Here is a 25,131-nt window from a genome sequence, read left to right as displayed (position 1 = left end):
GCTCAGTGAGTCTATTGACTCGCAGATAACGGCTGCACCGGTTTATTCCTAATTACGTTCAGAATAACAACTCACAGATGTGAACACCTGCTGTAATTACCTAGCTTTCACCTGTTACTAGGATCTCTGTGAATTACATACAAATGCATTTCTGCTCAAAGTCTTTTAATAATTAATAAAATAACTTAATTTCAATCGTAAGTCAATAATAAAGTTTAGTTACGTTTAAATAAATGCTTAAACTTATCCCATGCACTTTCCTTTTTGACATCAATCTTCATCAATGGAACTGTTTCACCTTCAAGTCTTCTAGCTACGTTTCTGTAACCTTGGGCTGTTGGGTTGTCTGGGTTCATAACAATTGATTCACCGTTATTTGAGGTACTAATAACCTTGTCATCATCTAAGATGATACCTAATAAATCAATTCCTAAATGGGTAGTGATTTCATCAACATCCATATAGTTGTCATCTTGCATCAATGATTTTCTGATACGATTAATGATTAATTTTGGTGTTTCTTGAAGTGGATGTTGTTCTAATAAACCAATTACTCGATCGGCATCACGAACGGCTGAAATTTCTGGAGTGGTAACAACGATTGCACCATCAGCACCAGAAACGGCGTTAATGAAACCTTGTTCGATTCCGGCTGGACAGTCAATAAAGACATAGTCAAAATCTGGTTTTAATTCATCAACAATGCTCTTTACTTGTTCTTCGTTTAGAGCTGTCTTATCAGTATTTTGGGCTGCAGGTAATAGATATAATAAGTCATCAAAACGCTTATCTTTCACCATTGCTTGAACTAGCTTTACTCTACCAGTTGCAACATCTACGATATCGTACATAACACGATTATCTAGACCCATAACAACATCTAGGTTTCTTAGACCAATATCTAAGTCAATCAAACACACTCTTTTTCCCATCATTGCTAACGCAATTCCAATATTAGCACTTGAAGTTGTCTTTCCAACTCCACCTTTACCTGATGTAATTACAATGGCTTTTCCCATTATTCAATACCTCCAATTCGATTAAAGAACTTCGGATTAATCTCTTTTAGATTCTTTATTTTACCATAACTTAGCACGTGTAGGTCGTTTACATATACTACTGTCTTTTCAGAATCCTCAATTGGACGATCCGCTACAATATCGTATTGTTCTCCTACACGAACTTGTTGTGCTGTATGTAAATTACCGATGATTAACTTACTTTCGTCATCAGGAAAACCTGCTTGAACAATTCCTTCGATAACTCCCATATTAAACACATTACCAGTGGCAATTAACTTTCCACCTTCATGAATCTTACCAAAGAATAAAACATCACCATCGACGTTTACTTCCTGACCATTTCTAATCACTCTGCTCATCACTTCAACATTGTTTTGTGCCATGATTTTAGCAGATTCTTCCTTGGTAATAACGTTGGATAAAAAGTTATCGATAACTAGATTTTCGTAGTCATCAACTAACTTAATGATATCATTTTTATCTTCTTCTGACATCAATCTGTTACCCATCTGAACATTCAAATGTAATTGGTCTTTGCCTTTTTCACTTTCTTCGCCAAGGCCTTCTAGTAGTTGTTTCAAATCAACTAGAATTTCTCTCACACTAGCTGTTTCTTTTAGGATTAACTCATATCCGTCTTTGGTTCCTTTAAGTACTACAGATTGCATTTATAGATACTCCCTCTTATCTCTTTTATTACTCTACTCAATTCGATCAAATAATACCCCGATTGGCACGTACAAAATTAAGAATAACACTGAGTTAAACAATACAGTCGGAATCACTGCATGAATTAAAAAGTACCCAGCTGCCATGTTAGTAGCATTCATTAAACGATTTAATCCATAAGCCAAAACATTTATTAGTGCAATGTTAAACGCAAATGAAAATAACCCGGTCACAATGTTCATTGGTAAGAAACGATATAGCTTTCTACCGATGATGATTGCTAGTGGAAAGACAATTACGTACACCCCTAATATACCGGTATAGAACAAATCAAACAATAATCCGGCAATTGCTGCCCATATTTCAAAGTGTTCGTTTGTTCGATTAATGAAGTACATACCAAAGAATAACCATGCAAATGTAATGCTTGGGACTAGCATATATTTTCCATATAGAAGGTGACTAAAAATTAATGAAATTGATCCATCCAAGAACAAAGAAATGAACAATCCAATTATGAAAACATATCTAATTGGTTGGTGTTCTCTCATCCTAATCACCCCTATGATGTTTTATCTACAACTGTAACAACCTCTAGATCATTCATGTTTGCTGGAGTTTGAATGTACAACTTAGTAGCAGTTCCATAATCATCAGTTGTTACCTTTGCAACTTTACCTACGTAAATACCCTTTGGTGTAATTCCACCAAGACCATTTGTAGATACTTTGTCATTTACCTTAATCTTTACCTTGGTATTTAAATGACCAACGATTAATTGACCAGTCTTTCTGTCATAACCGTTAATAATTCCGTTAACAGTTTCACCATTTGAATTGGTAGCTTCAACCGGGAACTTATTGTCAGAATCAACAGTGTTAGAAATTAATTCTACTTTACTGTTACTGTTATTAACTTCGATGACACGTCCGATTAATCCTTTAGCGCCAAGAACGGACATATTCTTCTTAACCCCAGCAGATGAACCCTTGTTAATAACAAATTGGTCGTTCCATGCTGATGGAGTTCTAACTAAAGCTTCAGCAACAATTGGATTGTAATCAGCTAAACCACTTTTAATTTTAAGTTCACGTTTTAGTTGATCATTTTCGCTTTGAATAGCTTGGTCTCTAACCTTGGTTGCTGTAATTGTTTCTACTTGTGCTTTTAGCTTTTGATTTTCTTTGTATGTGTTAATTAGATTGTTTACAGTTTCTCCAGCATGTCTAACTGAGTTTGCAGGAACAGCAACAGTCCAACTAGCAATTCCAACCACGTCATTTCCAAAACGTTGGATAAACGGTGGCATTGATTTGTTATTTCTGGTTGAAACAGAAACGGAAATGAAACCTAAACAAATAATAAAAATCAAAATGGCAGTTAACCACTTTCGATTGGAGAAAAACTTACGCATTTTTCAATCCTCCGAACTAGTAAATAAGCGGGAAGATAACCTCCCCGCTTATTTAATCTATTTTCTCTTCATAATATCAATGCTCTTTAATGATTCACCAGTTCCGATTGCAACACAATCTAGCGGGTTCTTAGCGATTGAAACTGGAACCTTAGTAGCTTCTGAAATAACTTGTGGCAAGTTCTTCAATAAAGCACCACCACCAGTTAAGACAATACCATGATCGATAACATCGGCAGAGATTTCTGGAGATGTTTCTTCAAGGGTTTCCTTAACAGTTCCAATGATTTCTTGAATTGGTTCTGAAATAGCGTTTGCTACGTCTTCAGCAGTAATTTCCACACTCTTTGGTAAACCAGTTAGTAGGTATCTACCACGAATAGTAACGTTTTCGATATCTTTAGCACCTTCAATTGAAGCTGAACCGATATCCCATTTTAGCTTTTCAGCAGTTCTTTCACCGATTAGTAGGTTGTACTTCTTTCTGATGTAAGCGGCAATTGCGTCGTTTAGACGGTCACCGGCTACACGAAGTGATCTACTTGATACGATACCACCTAATGAGATAGTAGCAACATCAGTAGTACCACCACCAATATCAACAACCATGCTACCAGTTGGGTCCATGATTGGTAGACCTGCACCAATGGCAGCTGCAAAAGGTTCTTCAATTACGTAAGCATCCTTTGCACCAGCAACACGAGTTGCATCGATTACGGCTCTCTTTTCAACAGCAGTAATACCACTTGGTACACAGACCATAACGTAAGGCTTACCTGAAGCATGTCCTACAGTCTTGTTAATGTAGTATTTTAGCATTGTAACAGTAGTTTCGTAGTCAGCAATTACCCCATCTTTCATAGGTCTAATTGCAGAAATACTAGCAGGAGTACGACCAATCATATCTCTTGCTTCTTGTCCAACTGCAACGATTTCTCCAGTTTTTGTATTCTTAGCAACAACTGAAGGTTCTCTTAACACAATTTCTTTACCATCAACGTAAACAATTGTGTTGGCAGTTCCTAAATCAATTCCAATATTTTTAGTTCCAAATCCAAACACAGTTTTTCATCCCTTCATAATTACATTTGGCTGGCTATTTTTAATTTCACCTTTTTTTGCATACTTTCTTAGTATACCATAGTTATTTTTTTATTTTTAATAACACTCTCTAGTGTATACGATTTTGCAACATTTATCATTAAAGAATTTAAAATTTAACAATTTTTTATTCTAATTTGAATAATTTTCGCACATCTGAGATGAAATATAGCGATCCAGTGATTAAAATCATGTCATCTTCTGACATTTCACCAGCAGTTTGAGCAATTGCTTGCTTCCAATCATCAATAACAGACACTGGATTTTTAGCCTTAATCTGACCGCTTATCTCATCTACATCGACACTTTGTCTTGAACCGTAAGCCTCAAACTTAGTTAATACTAAATGAACATTCTTAATACTACCTAAAATATTCAACATATCCATGTAATCTTTATCGGCTAAGATACCGATAATGATGTAAATTTCGTTTAAAGCAAAGTCCTTGATTAATAATTTCTTGATTTCGTTAACGGCATCGATATTGTGGGCACCATCTAGGACGACTAGTGGTTGATCATTAACTCTTTCAAAACGACCTGGCCAGGTTGTCTTAGCAATTCCACTAATAATTGCTGAACTATTTACTTCTTTACCTTTATCTTGTTGATGTAAAACATATGCCTTAATCGCACATGCCGCGTTGTGTGGTTGGTAAAAGCCTAACAAGCTGGTCTTGATGTTTCGGACCAAGTTATCATCATCTTCATAATCAAATGATTGTTGCCATTTGTTGCTCATGACTGGTTTAGAAGTATTAAATTCACTGCCGTAAGCATATAATGGTGCATCAAGTTCTGAAGCCTTATTTTTGAACACTTCCATCGCGTCGTCATCGACCTTACCAATTACAACCGGACGGTTTTCTTTAATAATTCCCGCTTTTTGACTGGCAATCTTTGGAATCGTATCACCTAACAACTTCATGTGATCCATCCCAATTGTTGTAATCACTGAGACAGTTGGTTCAAACACGTTGGTAGAGTCCAAAATACCGCCAATTCCGACTTCCACAATCACAACATCAACTGGATGCTTGGCAAAGTATAAAAACATCATAGCGGTGATGATTTCAAACTCAGTTGGACCACCGCCTTCAATAGTCTCATCCATTTCTTCAGCAATTGGTTTAATCTTTTCCACTAATTCAACCAACTCAGCATCTGAAATTGGATTGCCATCCACACTAATGCGTTCGTTGAACTTAATTAAAAATGGTGATGTAAACGTTCCAACAGTTTTATGGTCTGCTTGGAAGATATTTCTAAGGTAGGCTACCGTAGACCCCTTCCCGTTGGTTCCAGCGACATGAATAGCATTAATGTCTTTTTGTGGGTTACCTAAACGGTTCAAAAGGTCCTTGATAATGTCTAAGCTTGGATGCTTTTTAAATTTATATCTACCATGGATAAAGCTAAGCGCTGTTTCATAATCCATCTTTGTCATCCCTTCAAAAAAGAGCCGGGACAATATCGCCCGACTCTTTAATTAATCTAAATTACTTTTGACTCTTAATTTCTTCTAGTCGTTGCTTTGCAGCATCTAACTTAGATTGGTTATCAGCTTGCTTTTCTTTTTCAGCGTTAACAACTTGTTCTGGAGCATTGTCAACGAACTTCTTGTTAGCAAGTTTCTTTTCGGCACGTTGTACCTCAAATGTGTAGTTTTCAATTTCTTTTTCGATTCTAGCGATTTCTTCGTCTAAATCAACTAGTTCGGCTAAAGGAATACTAATTTCTGCATCAGTCATGATTCCAGTCATAGCTAACTTAGGAGCTACAACATCTGAACCAATTGATAATTCCTTTGGATGACAGAAACGATCGATGTAATGCTTGTTTTCTTCGAAGATGTTCTTCAAGTCATCATTATCAGTCTTAATCAATAGGTCGATTGATGATGACATTGGAGCATTAGCTTGTGATCTGATATTTCTAACTACCTTAATCAATTCGATTAATGCAGCCATGTCTTTTTCTGCCTTAGCATCCTTGAATTCGTCATGGTTAACTGGGTATGGAGCAACCACGATTGATTCACCTTCATGAGGCATTGTTAACCAAATCTTTTCAGTAACAAATGGCATCATTGGGTGCATTAGTTTCAAAATCTTGTCTAATGTGTAAGCTAGGATATTTCTAGTGTTGTTCTTAGCCTTTTCATCGTCACCAGTTAGAGTTTCTTTACTCATTTCGATGTACCAGTCACAGAAGTCATTCCAAATGAAGTCGTATAATGCACGTCCAGCTTCACCAAAGTTGTACTTTTCAAAGTGATCAGTAACTTGGTTTACCACGCTGTTTAACTTACTTAGAATCCACTTGTCTGCTAAGTTCCATTCAGATGAATCAGGTAATTCTGGTTTTTCCATGTCGCCTAGGTTCATGATTACGTAACGACTAGCGTTCCATAGCTTGTTAATGAAGTTCCATGCAGCTTCAATCTTTTCGTAACTGAAACGAACGTCTTGTCCAGCTGTATTACCAGTAGCTAAGAACCAACGCAATGCGTCAACCCCGTACTTATCGATAACATCCATTGGATCAATACCATTACCAAGTGATTTACTCATCTTACGGCCTTGCGCATCACGCATTAGTCCGTGAAGTAAAACATCCTTGAATGGACGACGGTCTGTAAATGTTAGACTTTGGAAAATCATTCTTGATACCCAGAAGAAGATAATGTCGTAACCAGTAACTAAAGTATTAGTTGGGAAGTAACGTTTGAAGTCTTCTGAGTTTTCATCAGGCCAACCTAGAGTTGAGAATGGCCATAACGCAGATGAGAACCAAGTATCTAGAACGTCAGGATCTTGTTCCCAGTTTTCAGCATCCTTAGGAGCTTCCATTCCAACGTACATTTCGCCTGTTTGCTTGTTGTACCATGCTGGAATTCTGTGACCCCACCATAATTGTCTTGAAATAACCCAGTCGTGAATGTTATCCATCCATTGAGTAAATGTGTTTTCAAAACGTTCTGGCACGAAGTTAACCTTATCATCAGTTGATTGGTTCTTAACTGCGCGGTCAGCTAGTGGTTGCATCTTAACGAACCATTGAGTTGAAAGTCTTGATTCAACTTGAACACCGGTTCTTTCTGAGTGACCAACTGAGTGAACAATTGGGTCAATCTTTAGCATGTAACCTTGGTCTTCTAGATCAGCAACCATTGCTTTTCTAGCATCAAAACGATCCATACCAACGTACTTACCGGCATTTTCGTTCATAGTTGCGTCACCATTCATAGTGTTAATACGTTTTAAGTCATGTCTGTTACCAACCTTGAAGTCATTAGGGTCATGGGCTGGAGTAATCTTAACCATACCAGTACCGAATTCAGGGTCTACATATTGGTCAGCAATGATTGGGATTTCTCTTTGTACTAGAGGAACCATAATCTTCTTACCAACGATGTCTTTGTATCTTTCATCACTTGGGTTAACAGCTACGGCAACATCCCCAAACATAGTTTCAGGACGTGTAGTGGCAATTTCAATGTAATCTTTACCATCAAAAGTAGTCCCGTCTACAAATGGGTACTTAACATGGTAGAAGGCACCTTTATCATCTTTATGAATAACTTCGATATCTGACAAAGCAGTTTGTGCTTGTGGATCCCAGTTGATAATGTATTCACCACGGTAAATTAAACCTTGGTTGTATAAATCAACGAAGACTTTACGAACAGCTTCTGATAAACCATCGTCTAAAGTGAAACGTTCACGTGAGTAATCAAGTGAAAGTCCCATCTTAGCCCATTGTTTCTTGATAGTTGCTGCGTATTCATCTTTCCATTCCCAAACTTTGTCAACAAACTTTTCACGACCTAGATCGTAACGAGAAACGCCTTGGTCTCTTAACTTAGCTTCAACCTTAGCTTGAGTAGCGATACCAGCATGGTCCATACCAGGAACCCATAGGGTATCGTATCCTAACATTCTCTTTTGTCTGATTAACATGTCTTGTAAGGTTGTATCCCATGCATGTCCTAAGTGAAGCTTACCAGTAACATTTGGTGGTGGTAAAACGATTGAATAAGGTTTTGCCTTCTTGTCACCACTTGGTTTGAAAACGTCTTGTTCTAGCCATTTTTCATAACGACCTGATTCAACGGCGTCATGGTCATACTTTGTAGACATTTCAGTTTCTTTTGCCATAGTCCATCCCTCCAGTAAATAAAAAGAGCACTCCATCCAATAGGACGAAGTGCTCGCGGTACCACCTAATTTAAAGCATTAAAAAAATACTTTCTCTTAATCCAATTAACGATGGCCCGTTCATATCTAAATTATCAATATCAATATGAATGCTCACAAGCTACCTTCGTTTTGATAACGGAAAGATGTCTCACCTAATCATCTTTTCTCTGATACTCATCACCAAAACTACTCTCTTGATCTTCGCATTTGTAATCTATATTGATTATATTAGACAATTTTTGGAAAATCGTCAACTCTATTTGTTTAATTTTTCAACAACTGCTAGAGCTTCTTTGAAATCTGGTTGTGAACCAATTTCTTCTACGACTTGACGGTAAACAATTTCACCATTTGCATCGATGGCAAAAACCATACGTGCTAATGCGTCAATTTCCTTAACGTAAGTACCTGATTGGTTACCAAAGTCTGTGTCAGCATCTGATAATAAATGCATGCTTTCAACACCCTTAGCTGCACACCAATCTTTTTGTTCTTCAACTGAGTTCTTTGAAATCGTGTAGAATTCAACATTTTCATACTTGTCAGCGTTTCTGTTGAACTTCTTAGCTTCTAGACTACATACTCTTGAGTTAACGTCTGGAACAGTTAAAATCAATGCTGGCTTACCGATTAAATCCTTGTTAGTGAATTCGTTGTTGTTAGCATCTAGGACTTTGAAATCTGGTAGAGCTTGTCCCTTATCCATTGGTTCTTTAATTGTTTCTACTGGTTTGTCTAAAAATTTTAATTTCATGTTATAAATCTCCTTAATTGGTAGTTGCTAGTTATTTAAAATACAACTTACACGATTGATTTGCAAGCAAAAAGAAAAGAGACCATCAATAAAGATGATCTCTTTTTTATAGATTATAGTAATTCAGCGAAAACATCTTCTTGAGCATTCAAGAATTCTTCCCCTGGTTTAATGTCGATAATCTTAACTTTGTCTAATGAACGTTGCATTAATCCTTCAACATCAATTAACTTTTCACATGCTCTAGTCTTTTCTAGATCAGGCTTAGTCTTTGGTGCAGGAGGAGTAAAGACTGTACAACAGTCTTCAAATGGCATAATTGATAGATCGTAAGTATCAATTCTTTCAGCAATCTTAATGATTTCTGTCTTATCCATTGAAAGTAATGGTTTCAATACCGGAACAGTAGTTACGTCATTGATTGCCATCATACTTTCAAGAGTTTGTGATGCAACTTGACCTAGTGATTCACCAGTGAAGACACCCTTACAGTGTCTGTCTAATGTCAACTTAGCGGCCAATCTTAACATCATACGACGTTGAATAGTCATTAAGTATCCTTCAGGAACCTTTTCCTTAATTTCTTCTTGAATTTCGGTAAATGGAACTTGAATGAATTGAATGTTACCACCAAAACGAGTTAACTTAGCAGCTAATTCTTTTGCCTTAGCTAATGCTTGTTCACTTGTGTATGGAGGACTGTAGAAGTGAACCATATCTAACTTCACTCCACGTTTCATTCCCATGTATGCTGCAACCGGTGAATCAATTCCACCAGAAAGCATCATAGTAGCACGTCCACCAGTACCAACAGGTAATCCACCGGCACCGTCAATGGTTTCACTTGATAAGAAGATACCGTTCATACGAACTTCAACTCTTAACTTGATGTCAGGGTTCTTCATTTGAACCTTGATACCATCAACGTTGCTCAAGATGTATCCACCTAGAGCATCGTTAATGTCGTGAGTGTCCATTGGGAAATGCTTGTCTTGTCGACGAGTGTCAATCTTAAAGGTCATACCGTCTTTGAATTGGGCTTTAACCATTTCAACGGCGGTTTCTTTAACCTTATCGATGTCCTTTTCTACCTTGATTGAAGGAGAAAAGTTTTCAATTCCAAAAACATCCTTTAAACGTTCGATAACTTTATCTGAGTCATCACCGTTCAAAGTAACGTGCAAACGATCTCGCTTAGCACTTACCTTTAGGTTTTCGAAATCATGCAACACTCTGTCAACGTTCTTGCCTAGTTGCTTAATGAAGTCTTTACGGTTCTTACCCTTTGTGGATAATTCACCGTATCTGACCATTATTTCAGTATATTGCATTCACGAATTTCCTTTCTATGAGTTAATCTTTTTAAATCTTTCATAAAGTTCGTCAAAGACTTCGTTAAAACGATCTGCTTCTTCCATTGTGTTATGTTCATCTAATGAAACACGCACAGCACTAGTTGCTTCGTCTTCATCAACCTTCATGGCAGATAAAGTACCTGAGGCAACGTGACGTTTAGAAGAACATGCACTTGTAGTTGAAATAAAGATTCCATGACTTTCAAAAGCATGGACGATTGTTTCACCACGAACACCTAGAATTGCAAAACATAAAATATGTGGTGCAAAGTGTTCGTTATCCTTTGAGAAGACCTTTACTTTATCAAATTTAGAAATATGTCCTAAAATATTTTGCTTGATTTTACGTTGTTTTGCAACCTTTTTATCTTCATCATCTAATAATAGACGTAAAGCGCGTGCCATTGCGGTAATGGCAGGTAGGTTTTCTGTACTACTTCTTAGGTTACGTTCTTGGCCCCCACCAGTAATTAATGGAGCAATCTTCTTACCACTTCGTTTGTACATAAAACCGACACCTCTTGGTGCGTGGAATTTATGACCTGAGAAAGTGGCAAAGTCAACACGATCATTGAAAATCAAATCTTGGATACCCTTACCAATTCCTTGAACGGAATCAATGTGGTAACTGATGTTAGGATAATCCTTTAAAAGGTCCCCGACTTCTTTAATTGGTTGAACTGCACCGATTTCATTATTTACAGCCATGATTGAAACCAAAATTGTACTTGGTCTAATTGCCTTCTTTAAATCATCGACAGAGATACGTCCTTCATCATTTACTGGTAAGTAAGTAACTTCGAAGCCCAATTGTGTTAATTGTTCAACGGAGTTCTTTACTGCAGGATGTTCAACAGAACTTACGATAATGTGATTTCCGTAGGCACGCTTTTCAAAGGCAGTTCCCTTGATTGCCCAGTTGTCACCTTCTGTTCCACCACTGGTAAATAATATTTCACTTGGTAAAACACCTAGTAATTTAGCAATTTGTGCTCTAGATTGTTCCAACAAATTGAATGATTGTTCACCAAATTGATGTAAACTAGATGGGTTTCCCCAAAATTCTTTGCTTACTTTATCGTAAGTTGCTACAACAGAATCGTCAGGTTTTGTTGTGGCACTATTGTCAAAGTATATCATTATTACCCTTCTTCATTTTTGGATTTGTCCGACTCAACTATATTTGACATTATAACAGAAAAAAAGAAGTAACGTTTGAATGACATCAAAGTTACTTCTTTATTTTATTTAGTTGTTTTCTTTTCGTTATAGTATTCAGTTTCCATTTGCTTGTATGCACCTGGATTAACCTTTTCGATTGCAGCAGCCATAGTAGCTAGACTCTTTTCGTATTGGTAACGATTATCAAAGTAGTCCTTTGCTTGTGCACAGGCAGCGTTTAAATCTTCATTGGCATTCTTATAACGGTTGGCGAATTGCATCAAACGTTCTGATAGCATTGCACTATCAACAATGTTTTCTGTATCGGATAGCAAGTGATCCATTGTGTCTGAAATGTTAGCCAATTTTTGGTTAATTTCATCCATACTAATCTTCACTTGGTTGATTGATGCTGATAGATTTGAAACTTCGTTGTATACGTAATCATAACGTTCTAAGAAGTCTTCGGTTAATCCAGGAAGGTTTAGGTTGTCAATTCGTCTTCTGATGTTTAATAGTTGTAAATCAAACTTTTGAAGGCTGTCTCTGGCAACTCTTTCTTCCTTGCTTAGTTCAGCAACAGAATCATTGATGTCTTTTTGTTGTTTTTCAATTGAGCTTAGTTCTTGTTTTGCATCTTGTTGATGTTTTTGAATGACAGAATATACTGCCTTATTACCGTTGATTGCATCGTAATCATTATTGTAAATTGTTTCAATCTTACTGATTTTATCAGCTAATTCAGCAGTGGTTTCAATTTCATCGTGTTCTAAGTTGTAGTTCTTGCTTAAACCTTCAAGTTCATCACTTAGAATGCGGTTTTGGTTCTTAGCATGGAAGATGAAGTCATATACCAAGCTGATGTTTTTCTTAACCTTACGCTTAGCAACGATTTCTTTTTCCATGATGGCATACATTGAATCAATTGTTTCTTCAATATATGTGCATGTCTTCTTGGTTTCAGGGATATCTAGTTCAGCTAGTGACTTCAATCCTTCTTGGCATGATTCCTTTAGAGCGTTGATAGTGTCATCAATATCATCTTCAACAAAGTTGTAATCAGTTTGAATCATAGTACGATGACCACGTTCAATTTCATCCAATTGTCTTGGGAATTCCTTTGATAATGAAACATATGTATCAGGAATAATCTTCATTAATTCATTCATTTCATTGATCAAGTTGTTAATCTTGCCAAGTAATTCTTCGGCTTTGTTTTGATCACCATTTTCAGTTTCAGCAACGAATTCTTCGTAAACACCCTTAATAGTGCTTAGCTTATCTTCAAGCTTATCGCTGCTTGGACCAAATGAGTAGTTTTGTGATAGCAGTTGTTGGTTAATTTCTCTGATGGTATTATCAACATCTTCGATTGCCTTGCGGTGTAAACTGTCAACTTCTTGAAGTTCACTTAGACCATCATGAATGTCATTTAACTTGCCATCAACAACTTCAATTGCATCCCCCAGGTCACCAATAGTAACGCTGGCTGATAATAGCTTGTAACTATTAAGGAAATCTTCTGCATCACTCATATCACTTCTGATACTTGTTAAGTCTGAATTGGTAATTTTTTCATATTGTTCTTTGTATTCATTAAATTTGTCGAAAGATTCACCATTTAATTTAATTTTACCAGTTGCTTCCAACTCGTCGCCGACCATTACGTCCTTTAGATTAGCCTTTTGCTTTTCCAGACCGTCAAGTCGTTTAAATAGATTCTTTCGATAAAAGAATGTCGCTAATAGTAGTATTACAAGCACTACTATTATGAAAATAACCAAATCAATCATTTTGACATCTGTCCCCTTACAACTTTTTATTTTAATCTAATCTTTTTTAGCATTAAACATTTGTATTTTTAATATTTTAATAATAAACTAATTAACTATATTCAATTATATCATACGAGATAATTATTAAAATACCTAATTATCAATATATACAAGGGAGTTTTCAATTATGAAAATCAATTCAATGTTAGCACAACAGTTAGACGCGTTGTTAACCGATGAACACAACAACGTTGCCAACATGGCAAATGCCTCTGCACTACTAATGCAAGAACTTCCAGATGTTAGCTGGACCGGTTTTTACACCTATGTAGATGATAAAAACGAATTAATCTTAGGTCCCTTCCAAGGTAAAGTCGCTTGTGTCCACATTAAAAACGGTAGCGGTGTTTGTGGTACTGCATTTGATAAGAACGAAACTATCCGCGTAGAAAATGTAAATGATTTCCCTGGTCACATTGCCTGTGATTCAAACAGTAAATCAGAAATTGTCATCCCAATTGCAAAGGATGGAATCAGATTTGGTGTCTTAGATATTGACGCCCCTATCTTTGATCGTTTCTCTAAAGAAGATCAAGAAATGCTAGAAGAATTTGTAAAAGTCTTTGAAAGCCACATAACCATTGACAATTAGTGGTAATAATCATACAATAACTTTTGTGTAAAATAATGCAGCAGTACACGGTAAGCTCGTCAACATATTGATGCCTTAATGGTTCAATTAGTACCCCCACGGCTGCTGGGGTGAACATTGCAGAGCAATATGCACGAATACTAAGTGTACAGTGATTATTTTACTCCAAATAATAATTTTTATTGGAGGATATTTTTATGTCTAGATATACAGGTCCAAGTTGGAGAATTTCTCGTCGTCTTGGTATTTCACTTTCAGGTACTGGTAAAGAATTAGCTCGTCGCCCATACGCACCAGGTGACCACGGTCAAGGTCGTCGCGGTAAGCTATCAGAATACGGTACTCAATTGAAGGAAAAGCAAAAGCTACGTTTCATGTACGGTTTAACTGAACGTCAATTCTCAAAACTATTCGTTCGTGCGGGTAAGATTAGAGAAGGTCGTCACGGTGATAACTTCATGGTATTACTAGAACGTAGACTAGACAACGTTGTTTACCGTTTAGGTTTAGCAACTACTCGTCGTCAAGCTCGTCAATTAGTTAACCACGGTCACATCACTGTTGATGGCAAACGTGTTGACATTCCTTCATACGAAGTAAAAGTTGGTCAAGTTATTTCAGTTCGTGAAAAATCAAAAGACCTACAAATCATCAAGGAAGCCGTTGAAGCTGTTGTTGGTCGTCCACAATACGTTTCATTCGATGCTGACAAACTAGAAGGTTCTCTAACTAGATTACCTCAACGTGACGAAATGAATGCTGATATTGATGCATCACTAATCGTTGAATACTACAACAAGCTATAATTTCTGGTTATACTTGTTGCTCCAAAAAAGCGCTTTGCATTTGCAAAACGCTTTTTTTCTACCCTCTTTTAATTAATGATAAAATAGTACTAAGACATAAATGAAAAGGAGCAATTAATATGAGTGAAGATGATGTAAGCAGTCGTTTAGAACAATCATCCATGGGTGGAACTCCAAAGGTTAACCCGGATGAACAACGTAGATACCTAGGTACTTTTAGAGAACGAGTTTCTATAGCAATCCAAATCAAGGATCTATCAAATCCAAACGCTGTCAATGCCCTTCAAAAGGAATTTGATAATAATAACAGCTACCAACTAATCATTAATGGTAACTTGGATCATGATGTTGTCTCCCCTTTTATCAGACTAGCATCACAAAATAACATCAAGTTCGTTATTAAGACTGACTCATTCTACCGTACCGCACCCGATAATTACGGTGTAGTCTACGCTAACAGTCAATCAATTAACGTTAACCCTGTTGATTTCGAAGAAAAGTACAATCAACAAGATACAACCACAGATTCATCAAATAATTCTGATGACAACCAAACCAATCAATCATTTTTTGGTAAGTTAAAAAATATATTCAAATAAAGGTGATGATAAATTGCATCCATTAGCATACCGTATGCGTCCAAAGAAAATCGAGGACGTTGTCGGACAACAAGACTTAGTCGGTCCTGGTAAAATCATCGATCGAATGGTAAAAGCAAAAATTTTATCATCAATGATTCTATATGGACCTCCTGGAACAGGAAAAACCAGTATCGCCAGTGCGATTGCTGGTTCAACTAAGTATGCATTTCGTCAATTAAATGCAGCAACCGATACGAAGAAAGACCTACAGATTGTCGCTGAAGAAGCCAAGATGTCTGGAACGGTAGTCTTATTACTAGATGAAATTCACCGTTTAGATAAGACCAAACAAGACTTCTTATTACCACTACTTGAAAGCGGTAATATTATCCTAATCGGTGCTACTACCGAAAACCCATATATTAATATCAATCCCGCCATTAGAAGTAGAACCCAAATCTTTGAGGTGCACCCTCTTAATGAAGATGATATTAAATCAGCCGTCAAACGTGCTTTAACCGATAAAGACAACGGATTGGGTAATATGAACATCGATTTAGCCGAAAATGCATTACACTTCCTATCAACCAGCACCAATGGTGACCTAAGAAGTGCATTAAATGCACTAGAACTTGCAGCTAAATCCACTTCCCCTGATGACGACAGTATCATTCATATCTCGTTAGAAGACGTGGAATCATGTCTACAAAGAAAAGCTTTAACACAGGATAAAAATGGTGATGCTCACTATGACGTTGTTTCCGCTTTTCAAAAATCAATTCGTGGATCAGATGTTAATGCCGCCCTTCACTATGCTGGTCGTTTGATTGAATCCGGTGACTTAAATTCAATTAGTCGTCGTTTGATGGTTATCGCATATGAAGATGTGGGATTAGCTAATCCAGCCGCTTGTGCTAGAACGGTTTCTGCCATCGAAGCTGCCAACAAGGTTGGTTTCCCCGAAGCAAGAATTCCCCTAGCCAACGCCATCATCGAATTATGCCTATCACCAAAATCAAACACCGCAATGCGTGCGATTGATGCAGCGATTGCTAAGATTCGCACTGGTAACTACGGTGACATCCCTGATCACCTAAAGGATAGTCACTACTCAGGTGCTAAGAAGTTAGGCCATGGTGTTAATTACAAATATGCCCATGACTATCCAAATGATTGGGTTAAACAACAGTACTTACCTACTAAGATTAAAAACGATACTTACTATGAACCAAAAACAAATGGTAAGATTGAAAGTACGTTTAAACAACAATACGAAAAACTACTTCACGCACAACGTGATAAATAGGAGTCTGCAATGTTAATTAGAATTCTAGTATTATTAGCGACAGTTGTATTATTCACAATTGGTCGTTTCCTTTTAACCCATACAGATAAGCCCTTCATGATGCTACATCCTGAAAACAATCAAGCATTGGGTAAAATCGTTAAGTTCTTTGGGATTGTCTTTTGCGTTTTAGCTGTCTTTTCAGCAATCGCAATTTTTATTCCAAATATCTTTTTCGTTACAACTATCATGGTAATAAGTTGTATAATGTTATTGGTGATGGAGTTAATGTTACTTACCTTCCTTACCAAGTAAATAGTTTGAGGTGAAAGAATATGTTACAAGATTACAGTCAAATTATGATTCCAATCGATGGTTCAAAAAACTCAAAGTTAGCATTCAACAAGTCAATTGAAGTTGCCAAGCACAATGATGCTGACCTACACATCGTGCACGTAATCGATACGCGATCATTCACTAACCTAGCTAATTTCGACTCATCAATGTTAGATGACGTTACTAGCCGTGTTAAAAGCTCACTAGAAAAATACTTAAAGAAAGCCCAAGATGCTGGAATTAAGAATGTTGATTACACAATTGAATATGGTGCTCCTAAGTCAATTATCTCAAGAGATTTAGTTGATCGTTTCGATACTGATTTAATCATCATCGGTGCCAACGGACAAAGTGCTGCTGAACGTTTATTAATCGGTTCAGTTGCTTCATATGTAACTCGTGTAGCAGAATGTGATGTCTTAATCGTAAAATCTGACTTAGACAATAAAGTACAAAAATAAACAAAAAAGGCCTGGATTAATATCCAGGTCTTCTTTTATTCCACCGTCCAATCGTCATTGACCGACAATGGATTATTTTCACTTAAAAACTGTTTCCAGTATTCAAAAACACCGTTGGGTTGTTCTAGCTTATCAAATTTGATATCAATCCCCTTACTTTCAATACCGACAATACTTCGGTAAAAGGCACGGCATGATATCTCCTTTAAATAACTAGAATCACTCTTTAAGTCCAGTGTTGTACAAATTGCATCTAGTTCACGGTATAAAATCAAGAACTGCATATCCTCAATATCTAATCTACTCATTTGTTTGGTTAATTCAATTGTCTCGACCACATATTGATAAGCAATGGAGAATTTATTCATCGCAAAGTAGTCAATCGCAAGCATCCCCATAATCACCATCTTTTGCATGCTAATCTCATTTTTGTCGTAGAAGTCGTAGTTCAGCCTTTGGAGCTCATCAACCGACGCACTGTAATCTTGCTTACTAAGCTGAACTGCTGCATGTATGATTTGGAAGTACTTGATGTCTTCTTTATCTTCTAAGTCATCTTCATACTTATCTAGCTTTTCCTGTATCTCTTCTGGAATACATAGTGCTGCACAAAATGGAATGCTATTAATTTCGTAACTGGCTACTTTCTTCTCGTTTTCAATCACCTTATCAATATCTAGCAACAATATCTTACAAATGTTTTTGATTACATATAAACTAATTTGGTGATCATAGCTACCGTTTTCAATCTGACAAATCACAGGTTGCGTACAAGCAACTTGCTTCGCTAATTGACATTGAGTTATGTTTAAACTTTTACGTCGCTTCTTGATCAAAGTGCCGTTAATATTCATTCTAAAATCCTTTCTTTGAATCATTATATAAAATTATCATTTATTTCCTTATGTCTGAAACAATCTATTTCATGATCATTAATCACCCCTACTGATTGAAAATATGAATATAGTGTTGTTGGTCCGACACGTTTAAATCCGTAATTTTTAAATCGTTTAACGTAAGGTTTGATGAACTCTTTAATGTCATCCTTATTGTTATCATTTAGTCCATCCATTTGTGTAAAATCAAATGGTTTCCATGTTAATTGAACTAAATCATTATTCATACAAGCTTTGGCATTTTGAATTGTGGCAATTATCTTGGCACGATTTCGAATAATCGCCTCATCGTTCATCAATCTTTCAATGTCTTCATCTTTAAACTGGCTAATTTTTTCAACGTCAAAATCAGAGAAATCATTTCTAAACGCATCCCTCTTACGCAAGACAGTCGACCATGATAAACCAGATTGAAAAATTTCTAGTGTTAAACATTCAAATAATTCAGATACTTTTTTCTTTGGAACTCCCCATTCCTTATCGTGATAAACTAACATTTCTGCGCTATCGCTAGCCCATACACATCTTTTCATATTTCATAATTCCTTTCGGTGATTTTTACTCTATTACATACGTATAAAAACACAAATTTTTTCGGTCAATTTAATACTTTCTTAAACAATTTTCTAACAAAAAAAGAGATAATCCAAATGATTACCTCTTTTTTATTATTATGATAATGGTTTGAAATCGTGAATGATGTTGTTTCGACGATCAAATTCTTTGTAAGCTAGGTCGATTAATCTATCGATTAGTTCAGTGTAACTGATACCTGAAGCTTCCCATAGTTGTGGGTATAGACTAATGTTTGTGAAACCAGGTAATGTGTTAACTTCTCCTAGGTAAGGAACACCTTCCTTAGATACTAAGAAGTCAATACGAGCTAGTCCCTTTAGACCTAATGCTTTGTATCCGCGTAATGCTAAGTCAGTGATTTCGTCTGATAGTGATTCTGGAATATCAACTGGAATATCAAACTTAACTTGGCTAGCATCAACGAACTTGTTGTCGTAAGTGTAGAACTTGTCTTCCTTAGGAACACGAATTGCACCAACTTGAGAAGCAATTGGTTTTTCGTTACCTAAGATTGAGATTTCTAGTTCTTCTGGACCGTTGATTGCTTGTTCAGCTAAGATCTTGTAGTCATATCTGAATGCATCCTTTAGGCCGTCTTCAAATTCTTGTTCGTTTGTTACCTTGTGAATACCAACTGATGAACCTTGGTTAGCTGGCTTCAAGAAGATTACGTCACCGAATTCAGCTTGTAGTTTAGCGTAAGTGAATTGGTCTTTGTTGTCAGGAGTAATCAAGTGGTAGTTAGTGTTTCTAACTCCTGATAAGTTTAACATCTTCTTAGTAATGTCTTTATCAAAGCCCATTGCTGATTCCAAAATACCACTACCAACGTATGGCTTATGTAGTAATCTTAGAAGACCTTGGATAGTACCATCTTCACCCAAGTTACCGTGAACGATTGGGAAGAATACGTCAATATCCTTAGTCTTTGATAAGTTTTTAATTGGGGCCAATGGATCTGAGAAGTCTAAGTTCTTAACAGCTTCTTCAACCACAGCATCTTCAGGTTCACCATCAAACACACGGTGTGATGATTCATTATCTAAGATAATTCCTGTCTTAGTAATTAAGAATAAGCTAATATCGTACTTATCTTTATCCATCGCATCATAAATGTTATGAGCTGAACGTTTTGAAACATCATGTTCTGATGAATCTCCACCGAAAAGTAATGCTAAATGAGTCTTTTTCATCATTTTATACCGTCCTATCAATAATTCTTTGAAACTACATTATAACATGGTTTTATAGATTAAAGAATTCTTTTTTATCTTTTTACCTGTTCTAATTTGGTGAATAACAAATTAAATAATGCTGCAATAATAGCTAGAATGATCATGAATCCAATCAATGGATATGGTCTAGGAACTTTAGCATCAATAGAAAAAATAAAGTTAAAAATTGCATCCCCATTGATGTGAGCATAAAATCTGCTGATTAATCTTTGTGAGCTATATTGAGTTAATAAGTTAGTAAAGAACATGTAGCAAACAACCCCAATGGAGTAGAAGATTGATTTACCAATCTTGTTCATTAAAGATGTCATCGTTCCAAAAGTGTTCATAGCAACGAATATGAATAGCAATACCACATAGTCTGTAATAAACATTGAAATTGATTGCGCAAATACATTACTAAAAGCTTTACCATAGGCCTGGTAATACAAGTAAGTTTCACTAGGTCCCAGCTTCATGTTTATGAAGCTAATAATCACGTTAATTACATTTACGATTAATGCTGCCTTAGCGATAAAAAGCATCTTAGCTTTCCAAAATGTCTTGCGTGAAACTCCACTTTGCATTGCCAATTTGAAGCGTCTGTAGTTGAAACTAATGCCAATCATTGTGACAACCGTAATAATATAAGGAGCCATGAAAAAACTGGCTTTTAATTGATATCCAACGGATGGTGCACCATCTACTGATAAAAGACCGAATAGGATATAAACAACAGAAACGACTAATCCATACCAAATGTATGGAATAAAATCATGACAGTATTGCTTTGCAAGTGCCTTTGTCTTCACTATAGTTCCCCCCTATCCATAATGTATACTAGTAGTTTTTGTAGTTTCATTTTTTCAATATCAACGGATGCTGGAACTTCTCTATCAGGAAGTTGATCCATAAAGTGAACTGTCTTGTAACGACCCAGTTGTTCTTCATCCAAGACCTTAACGCCATCAATATAACTGTTAACATCTTCAGCTGGTCCAGAGACACTGTATGATCTAGATGATACTTCATCGATGCTTCCGTTCATCTTAATTACTCCGTCTTGAAGTAATAGCACTTGACTGATGATACGATCAATTTCATCGATAATGTGAGTGGAAATCACAAATGTTCTTGGATTTTCACTGTATGTTTCAATCAAGTTACTTTGGAATATTTCGCGGTTTCTGGCATCTAAACCTAGTGTGGGTTCATCCAACATAATAAACTTACAAGGCACACATAGTGAGATGATAATTTTAACGATTGATTGGTAACCGGTAGATAACTTGTTAAGCTTTTGGTTAACATCTAACTTAAATTCCTTAACTAGCTTTTCTTGTAGTTCCACGTCATAATCTTGATACATTGATTCTACAAAAGAAAAGATTTGAGCAACCTTATCCTTTCTAGTGTACATATCATCCTGGTTCATGAAGTAAATTTCACTTAGTACTTCGTCATTTTCATGAACTTCTTGTCCATCAAAAAGGATTTGTCCTGCTGATGGACGATTGTAATCAGCAATCATACTCATTAGTGTTGATTTCCCTGCTCCGTTTTCACCGAACAATCCATAAATTTCGTTTTCTTCTAAATTGAAATTAACTTCATTTAATAGAGGTTGCTTTGCAAACTTGAAACGTTTAGCTAAATGTTTAACTTCGATCTTGCTCATTGTCGTACCCTCTCTTCACTAGTGTCAAAATATCGTCTTCAGATAGATGCAATTTCTTTGATTCATTGATTAAATTCAAAATGTAATCATTGTAGAAATGTTCCTGTCTTCGTTTAATAATTATCTCTTGAGCCCCTTGCTTCACAAAAGTACCACGGCCTCGACGTTTTTCTAACAAATCATTATTAACCAACATGTTCATCCCCTTAAGAACTGTTGCTGGATTAATCTTAAATTGCTTTGAAATTTCTGTCGTAGATGGTACTTGCGCACCTTCTTGGAAAGCGCCGGTAAAGATCGCATCCTCTAATTGAGTGGCAACCTGAATAAAAATTGGCTCTGGACTATTAAAGTCAAATTGCATCTTTTTCACCGCCTATCTTTGGTTAATTACTTATGTAACTAACTATAAAGTCTAACATAAAAAAAGTCAATAAAAAAAAGCGTCTTAGACGCTTTTTTATTAGTAGTTCTTAGCTGGTAGCACAGAACCTTTGTAATGTTTTTTAATCCATTCTTGAGTTGATTTAGATTGTAAAACCTTAACCAATTCCTTGATGTCTTTTCTGTTTTGATCACCATTTCTAACAGCAACAATGTTGAAGTATGGTGAGTTCTTTTCAGGTTTTTGCAAGGCAATTGCTTGCTTATCTGGTTGTAAACCACCTTGAACTGCGTAATTAGAGTTAATTGCCACAGCATCACCTTCACCATTGTTGTAAATCAATGGCATAATCTTTGGTTCGTATCCAGTTTGGAATACCAAGTGTTTTGGATTATAAGCAATATCACTGAAGTTAGCTTGAGTAATATTGACACCCTTCTTAATCTTAATTAAACCGTTTTGTTGGAATAATTGAAGAATACGACCGTAATCAGGTGCATTACTACTTACTAAGATGTGAGCACCATTTTTAAGGTCTGAGAGCTTTTTGTACTTCTTGGAGTAAATACCAATTGGTTCCAAGTGAACGGCCCCTACGTTTACTAAATGGCCATCATATTCCTTATTCCATTGATCTAAGAACGCTGGAGTTTGGAAATAGTTAGCATCTAGTTGCTTTCCTGCTAGTGCACGGTTAGGTAGCACGTAGTCTTGGAAAGTAACGATATCTAACTTAATGCCCTTTTTCTTAAGTTCTGGTTCGATATGACGAAGAATTTGTGCATGAGGAATGTTAGATGCCCCAATACGAATTGTGTTCTTTGCCTTGTAGTTACCAGGACCTAGTAATAGTAAAACGATGAATAAAACAACGATTCCACCAAAGGATAAAAGCTTTTTCATTTTAATATCCCCCTTATAGTGTACGTTTGTCGATTTTCTTAACTAGTAAGTCTCCAACTGTTTGAACAATTAGAACAATAATTAAAATAATAACGGTTGCCACTAAAGTAACAGTGTTGTTATTTGATTGGAAACCATCCAAGTATGCTAGGTAACCTAGACCACCAGAACCAATAGCACCGGCCATTGCAGTGTATGAAATCAATGAAATGGCAGTAACAGTTGCACCGGCAATCAATGCTGGTGTACTTTCTGGAAGTAATACTTTAAAGATAACGTCCCAGTTAGTACCACCCATTGATTTAACGGCTTCAATTACACCATCATCAACTTCTCTAAAGTTAGCTTCAACCATTCTTGCGTAGAATGGAGCAGCTGAAATAACTAGTGATGGAATAGCGGCCTTAGGCCCAATAATGGTACCTACAAGGTCCTTTGTGAATGGTAATAGTAATACGATTAAGATAATAAAAGGAATTGATCTAAATACGTTAACTAAGAATGATACTACCCAGTTAATAATCTTCCAACCAAAACCAGACTTGTTACGACTTTCGAATAATAATAGTCCTAAAATAATTCCTAATACAGCAACAATAATCATTGATAAAGCAGTCATCCAAACTGTTTCCCATGTTGCTTGTCTCATTGCACTCCAATTAACGTTATTGAATTGGAAGTATGATTGAATTCCTTGATTAGCCACGGTTAATCACCTCTGCTTCCACGTTTACTGATTTCAAGTATTCAACAGCCTTATTTTGGTCTTCAGGAGTTCCTAGTAGTTGTAGAACTAATGAACCGATTGAACCACCTTGTGTTTGATGAATACTTCCTTCAACGATGTTTAATTCTAATGAATCAAATTCGCGAATCATTTGGGATACAACTGGTTGTTGTGATTGAGTACCCTTGAAGGTTAACTTAATCACCATACCATTTGGATAGTTCTTAATGATTTCGTCTACGGTCATGCTCAAGTCCTTAGCATTCGGATTGTCATCTTCGTTAACGAAACGTTTAGTGATGTCTTGTTGAGGGTTTTGGAAAATGTCGTAAACATTACCAGTTTCAACAACTTGACCATCTTGCATAACAGCAACTTTTGAAGCTGTCTTTCTAATGGCATGCATTTCGTGAGTAATCAAAAGAATAGTTAGGTTTAACTTCTTGTTTATTTCTAGTAATAGGTCCAAAATTTCATCGGTTGTTTGTGGATCTAGCGCACTAGTTGCTTCATCAGAAATAAGAATTTCTGGGTCATTAGCCAATGCTCTGGCAATTCCAACACGTTGTTTTTGTCCACCAGATAGTTCTGAAGGATAGTCGTTTTCACGACCCTTTAAACCAACTAATTCGATAAGCTTTTCAGCCTTTTGATGACGTTTTTCTTTATCAACACCAGCAATTTCTAGTGGTAATTCAATGTTTTGTTGGATAGTTCTAGACCATAGTAAGTTAAAGTGTTGGAAAATCATACCAACCTTCTTACGTTGTGATCTTAATTCCTTGTTACTTAATTTCGCAATATCCTTACCATTAATTTCGATAGAACCAGAAGTTGGGGCTTCTAGACCATCTAACATTCTAACAAGTGTTGATTTACCGGCACCAGAGTAACCGATAATACCAAAGATTTCACCGTCGTTAATTTCTAGGTTAACGTCTTTAACAGCTGTTAGGATGCTTTTATCAAGTTTGTATTTCTTGTTAACATTCTTAAATCTAATCAAACTGTTTCTCCTCACTTTCAAATAAAAAAGCCTTTCGCACCTACTGATTTAACAGTAAAGGACGAAAAGCTCGTGTTACCACCTTTTATTCACCATTGCCTCACGACAATAGCCTCATAAGTATCTTTAATACTTCAGCAATATAACGTTTGCCAGACGATGTTAGTTTATC

General features: G+C 36.3%; 26 protein-coding genes and 1 other annotated feature. Of the genes, 6 read left to right on the top strand and 20 right to left on the bottom strand.

Annotated elements, in window-relative coordinates; all coding sequences use genetic code 11:
• Window positions 1–215 precede the first annotated feature (215 nt).
• The 11 genes from minD to RZ78_RS02645 all read right to left on the bottom strand — a co-directional run bounded on the left by minD (window position 216) and on the right by RZ78_RS02645 (window position 13,471).
• Entirely contained in the window at window positions 216–1,019 is an 804-nt protein-coding gene (gene minD, locus RZ78_RS02695) for a septum site-determining protein MinD (RefSeq protein WP_034534331.1), read from the bottom strand.
• Complete coding sequence (locus tag RZ78_RS02690; protein WP_034534333.1) at window positions 1,019–1,690, bottom strand: septum site-determining protein MinC; 672 nt, start codon at window positions 1,688–1,690, stop codon at window positions 1,019–1,021. The genes minD and RZ78_RS02690 overlap by 1 nt, the downstream gene beginning before the upstream one ends.
• A gap of 33 nt (window positions 1,691–1,723) precedes the next feature.
• The gene (gene mreD / locus RZ78_RS02685; protein WP_054608054.1) at window positions 1,724–2,242 is read right to left on the bottom strand and encodes a rod shape-determining protein MreD; all 519 of its coding nucleotides are present in this window, start codon (window positions 2,240–2,242) and stop codon (window positions 1,724–1,726) included.
• Window positions 2,243–2,253: 11 nt separating this feature from the next.
• The gene (gene mreC / locus RZ78_RS02680; protein ID WP_054608053.1) at window positions 2,254–3,105 is read right to left on the bottom strand and encodes a rod shape-determining protein MreC; all 852 of its coding nucleotides are present in this window, start codon (window positions 3,103–3,105) and stop codon (window positions 2,254–2,256) included.
• Between the two features lie 57 nt (window positions 3,106–3,162).
• Complete coding sequence (locus RZ78_RS02675) at window positions 3,163–4,167, bottom strand: rod shape-determining protein (RefSeq protein ID WP_034532118.1); 1,005 nt, start codon at window positions 4,165–4,167, stop codon at window positions 3,163–3,165.
• 166 nt (window positions 4,168–4,333) lie between these two features.
• Window positions 4,334–5,653: a bifunctional folylpolyglutamate synthase/dihydrofolate synthase gene (locus RZ78_RS02670; RefSeq protein WP_081006879.1), complete on the bottom strand. Its 1,320-nt coding sequence runs from the start codon at window positions 5,651–5,653 to the stop codon at window positions 4,334–4,336.
• 52 nt (window positions 5,654–5,705) lie between these two features.
• Window positions 5,706–8,366, bottom strand: a complete 2,661-nt coding sequence (locus RZ78_RS02665) for a valine--tRNA ligase (protein WP_053791648.1) — start codon at window positions 8,364–8,366, stop codon at window positions 5,706–5,708.
• 37 nt (window positions 8,367–8,403) lie between these two features.
• Window positions 8,404–8,619 (bottom strand) — a binding site (T-box leader).
• A gap of 45 nt (window positions 8,620–8,664) precedes the next feature.
• Window positions 8,665–9,162 carry a thiol peroxidase gene (locus tag RZ78_RS02660; RefSeq protein WP_054608051.1) on the bottom strand — a complete coding sequence of 166 codons (498 nt, stop codon included), beginning with the start codon at window positions 9,160–9,162 and terminating at the stop codon, window positions 8,665–8,667.
• A gap of 113 nt (window positions 9,163–9,275) precedes the next feature.
• Window positions 9,276–10,493, bottom strand: a complete 1,218-nt coding sequence (thiI, locus tag RZ78_RS02655) for a tRNA uracil 4-sulfurtransferase ThiI (protein ID WP_034532110.1) — start codon at window positions 10,491–10,493, stop codon at window positions 9,276–9,278.
• A 15-nt stretch (window positions 10,494–10,508) separates the two neighbouring features.
• The gene (locus RZ78_RS02650) at window positions 10,509–11,657 is read right to left on the bottom strand and encodes a cysteine desulfurase family protein (RefSeq protein WP_054608050.1); all 1,149 of its coding nucleotides are present in this window, start codon (window positions 11,655–11,657) and stop codon (window positions 10,509–10,511) included.
• 104 nt (window positions 11,658–11,761) lie between these two features.
• Window positions 11,762–13,471, bottom strand: coding sequence for a septation ring formation regulator EzrA (locus RZ78_RS02645; protein WP_054608049.1), 1,710 nt, complete (start codon window positions 13,469–13,471; stop codon window positions 11,762–11,764).
• A gap of 169 nt (window positions 13,472–13,640) precedes the next feature.
• Between RZ78_RS02645 and RZ78_RS02640 the strand changes: the two genes are divergently transcribed.
• From RZ78_RS02640 to RZ78_RS02615, 6 genes are all read left to right on the top strand, one after another.
• On the top strand, window positions 13,641–14,105 hold the full coding sequence (locus RZ78_RS02640) for a GAF domain-containing protein (protein ID WP_054608048.1): 465 nt from the start codon (window positions 13,641–13,643) through the stop codon (window positions 14,103–14,105).
• 197 nt (window positions 14,106–14,302) lie between these two features.
• On the top strand, window positions 14,303–14,911 hold the full coding sequence (rpsD, locus tag RZ78_RS02635; protein WP_034534348.1) for a 30S ribosomal protein S4: 609 nt from the start codon (window positions 14,303–14,305) through the stop codon (window positions 14,909–14,911).
• A gap of 119 nt (window positions 14,912–15,030) precedes the next feature.
• The gene (locus tag RZ78_RS02630; RefSeq protein WP_054608047.1) at window positions 15,031–15,510 is read left to right on the top strand and encodes a YueI family protein; all 480 of its coding nucleotides are present in this window, start codon (window positions 15,031–15,033) and stop codon (window positions 15,508–15,510) included.
• Between the two features lie 34 nt (window positions 15,511–15,544).
• On the top strand, window positions 15,545–16,798 hold the full coding sequence (locus RZ78_RS02625; protein WP_054608077.1) for a replication-associated recombination protein A: 1,254 nt from the start codon (window positions 15,545–15,547) through the stop codon (window positions 16,796–16,798).
• Between the two features lie 9 nt (window positions 16,799–16,807).
• Entirely contained in the window at window positions 16,808–17,092 is a 285-nt protein-coding gene (locus tag RZ78_RS02620) for a hypothetical protein (protein ID WP_054608046.1), read from the top strand.
• Between the two features lie 20 nt (window positions 17,093–17,112).
• Window positions 17,113–17,574, top strand: a complete 462-nt coding sequence (locus tag RZ78_RS02615; RefSeq protein WP_053791641.1) for a universal stress protein — start codon at window positions 17,113–17,115, stop codon at window positions 17,572–17,574.
• A 35-nt stretch (window positions 17,575–17,609) separates the two neighbouring features.
• On the opposite strand, the gene RZ78_RS02610 is transcribed toward RZ78_RS02615, so the two are convergent.
• From RZ78_RS02610 to RZ78_RS02570, 9 genes are all read right to left on the bottom strand, one after another.
• Window positions 17,610–18,452, bottom strand: coding sequence for a helix-turn-helix transcriptional regulator (locus tag RZ78_RS02610; RefSeq protein WP_054608045.1), 843 nt, complete (start codon window positions 18,450–18,452; stop codon window positions 17,610–17,612).
• A complete protein-coding gene (locus RZ78_RS02605; protein WP_054608044.1) occupies window positions 18,452–19,003 on the bottom strand; it encodes a DNA-3-methyladenine glycosylase I in 552 nt (183 codons plus the stop codon). Before RZ78_RS02605 ends, RZ78_RS02610 begins: the two co-directional genes overlap by 1 nt.
• A 138-nt stretch (window positions 19,004–19,141) precedes the next feature.
• The gene (locus RZ78_RS02600; protein WP_054608043.1) at window positions 19,142–20,242 is read right to left on the bottom strand and encodes a D-alanine--D-alanine ligase family protein; all 1,101 of its coding nucleotides are present in this window, start codon (window positions 20,240–20,242) and stop codon (window positions 19,142–19,144) included.
• A gap of 71 nt (window positions 20,243–20,313) precedes the next feature.
• Window positions 20,314–21,072, bottom strand: a complete 759-nt coding sequence (locus tag RZ78_RS02595) for a hypothetical protein (protein ID WP_054608042.1) — start codon at window positions 21,070–21,072, stop codon at window positions 20,314–20,316.
• Window positions 21,072–21,938, bottom strand: coding sequence for an ABC transporter ATP-binding protein (locus RZ78_RS02590; RefSeq protein ID WP_054608041.1), 867 nt, complete (start codon window positions 21,936–21,938; stop codon window positions 21,072–21,074). Before RZ78_RS02590 ends, RZ78_RS02595 begins: the two co-directional genes overlap by 1 nt.
• The gene (locus tag RZ78_RS02585; RefSeq protein ID WP_053791636.1) at window positions 21,919–22,302 is read right to left on the bottom strand and encodes a GntR family transcriptional regulator; all 384 of its coding nucleotides are present in this window, start codon (window positions 22,300–22,302) and stop codon (window positions 21,919–21,921) included. The genes RZ78_RS02590 and RZ78_RS02585 overlap by 20 nt, the downstream gene beginning before the upstream one ends.
• Window positions 22,303–22,401: 99 nt before the next feature.
• Window positions 22,402–23,226, bottom strand: a complete 825-nt coding sequence (locus RZ78_RS02580) for a MetQ/NlpA family ABC transporter substrate-binding protein (protein WP_054608040.1) — start codon at window positions 23,224–23,226, stop codon at window positions 22,402–22,404.
• A 13-nt stretch (window positions 23,227–23,239) separates the two neighbouring features.
• Window positions 23,240–23,875 (bottom strand): methionine ABC transporter permease, encoded by a 636-nt coding sequence (locus RZ78_RS02575; protein WP_155368161.1) that lies wholly within the window; start codon window positions 23,873–23,875, stop codon window positions 23,240–23,242.
• A gap of 49 nt (window positions 23,876–23,924) precedes the next feature.
• Complete coding sequence (locus RZ78_RS02570; protein WP_054608039.1) at window positions 23,925–24,959, bottom strand: methionine ABC transporter ATP-binding protein; 1,035 nt, start codon at window positions 24,957–24,959, stop codon at window positions 23,925–23,927.
• Window positions 24,960–25,131 lie beyond the last annotated feature (172 nt).

The sequence above is a fragment of the Apilactobacillus kunkeei genome (genome assembly GCF_001308195.1).
Lineage (GTDB): Bacteria > Bacillota > Bacilli > Lactobacillales > Lactobacillaceae > Apilactobacillus > Apilactobacillus kunkeei_C.
This window is presented reverse-complemented; position numbering and strand designations above follow the sequence as displayed.

Excerpts from the sequence above, each read along its gene's own strand:
- mreC (WP_054608053.1), bottom strand. The coding sequence starts at position 3,105 with ATGCGTAAGTTTTTCTCCAATCGAAAGTGGTTAACTGCCATTTTGATT.
- thiI (WP_034532110.1), bottom strand. The coding sequence starts at position 10,493 with ATGCAATATACTGAAATAATGGTCAGATACGGTGAATTATCCACAAAG.
- mreD (WP_054608054.1), bottom strand. The coding sequence starts at position 2,242 with ATGAGAGAACACCAACCAATTAGATATGTTTTCATAATTGGATTGTTC.
- RZ78_RS02590 (WP_054608041.1), bottom strand. The coding sequence starts at position 21,938 with ATGAGCAAGATCGAAGTTAAACATTTAGCTAAACGTTTCAAGTTTGCA.
- RZ78_RS02610 (WP_054608045.1), bottom strand. The coding sequence starts at position 18,452 with ATGATTCAAAGAAAGGATTTTAGAATGAATATTAACGGCACTTTGATC.
- RZ78_RS02665 (WP_053791648.1), bottom strand. The coding sequence starts at position 8,366 with ATGGCAAAAGAAACTGAAATGTCTACAAAGTATGACCATGACGCCGTT.
- RZ78_RS02615 (WP_053791641.1), top strand. The coding sequence starts at position 17,113 with ATGTTACAAGATTACAGTCAAATTATGATTCCAATCGATGGTTCAAAA.
- RZ78_RS02600 (WP_054608043.1), bottom strand. The coding sequence starts at position 20,242 with ATGATGAAAAAGACTCATTTAGCATTACTTTTCGGTGGAGATTCATCA.
- RZ78_RS02580 (WP_054608040.1), bottom strand. The coding sequence starts at position 23,226 with ATGAAAAAGCTTTTATCCTTTGGTGGAATCGTTGTTTTATTCATCGTT.
- RZ78_RS02625 (WP_054608077.1), top strand. The coding sequence starts at position 15,545 with ATGCGTCCAAAGAAAATCGAGGACGTTGTCGGACAACAAGACTTAGTC.
- RZ78_RS02575 (WP_155368161.1), bottom strand. The coding sequence starts at position 23,875 with ATGAGACAAGCAACATGGGAAACAGTTTGGATGACTGCTTTATCAATG.
- RZ78_RS02585 (WP_053791636.1), bottom strand. The coding sequence starts at position 22,302 with ATGCAATTTGACTTTAATAGTCCAGAGCCAATTTTTATTCAGGTTGCC.
- RZ78_RS02605 (WP_054608044.1), bottom strand. The coding sequence starts at position 19,003 with ATGAAAAGATGTGTATGGGCTAGCGATAGCGCAGAAATGTTAGTTTAT.
- RZ78_RS02650 (WP_054608050.1), bottom strand. The coding sequence starts at position 11,657 with ATGATATACTTTGACAATAGTGCCACAACAAAACCTGACGATTCTGTT.
- minD (WP_034534331.1), bottom strand. The coding sequence starts at position 1,019 with ATGGGAAAAGCCATTGTAATTACATCAGGTAAAGGTGGAGTTGGAAAG.
- RZ78_RS02630 (WP_054608047.1), top strand. The coding sequence starts at position 15,031 with ATGAGTGAAGATGATGTAAGCAGTCGTTTAGAACAATCATCCATGGGT.
- RZ78_RS02660 (WP_054608051.1), bottom strand. The coding sequence starts at position 9,162 with ATGAAATTAAAATTTTTAGACAAACCAGTAGAAACAATTAAAGAACCA.
- RZ78_RS02640 (WP_054608048.1), top strand. The coding sequence starts at position 13,641 with ATGAAAATCAATTCAATGTTAGCACAACAGTTAGACGCGTTGTTAACC.
- RZ78_RS02645 (WP_054608049.1), bottom strand. The coding sequence starts at position 13,471 with ATGATTGATTTGGTTATTTTCATAATAGTAGTGCTTGTAATACTACTA.
- RZ78_RS02690 (WP_034534333.1), bottom strand. The coding sequence starts at position 1,690 with ATGCAATCTGTAGTACTTAAAGGAACCAAAGACGGATATGAGTTAATC.
- RZ78_RS02620 (WP_054608046.1), top strand. The coding sequence starts at position 16,808 with ATGTTAATTAGAATTCTAGTATTATTAGCGACAGTTGTATTATTCACA.
- rpsD (WP_034534348.1), top strand. The coding sequence starts at position 14,303 with ATGTCTAGATATACAGGTCCAAGTTGGAGAATTTCTCGTCGTCTTGGT.
- RZ78_RS02670 (WP_081006879.1), bottom strand. The coding sequence starts at position 5,653 with ATGACAAAGATGGATTATGAAACAGCGCTTAGCTTTATCCATGGTAGA.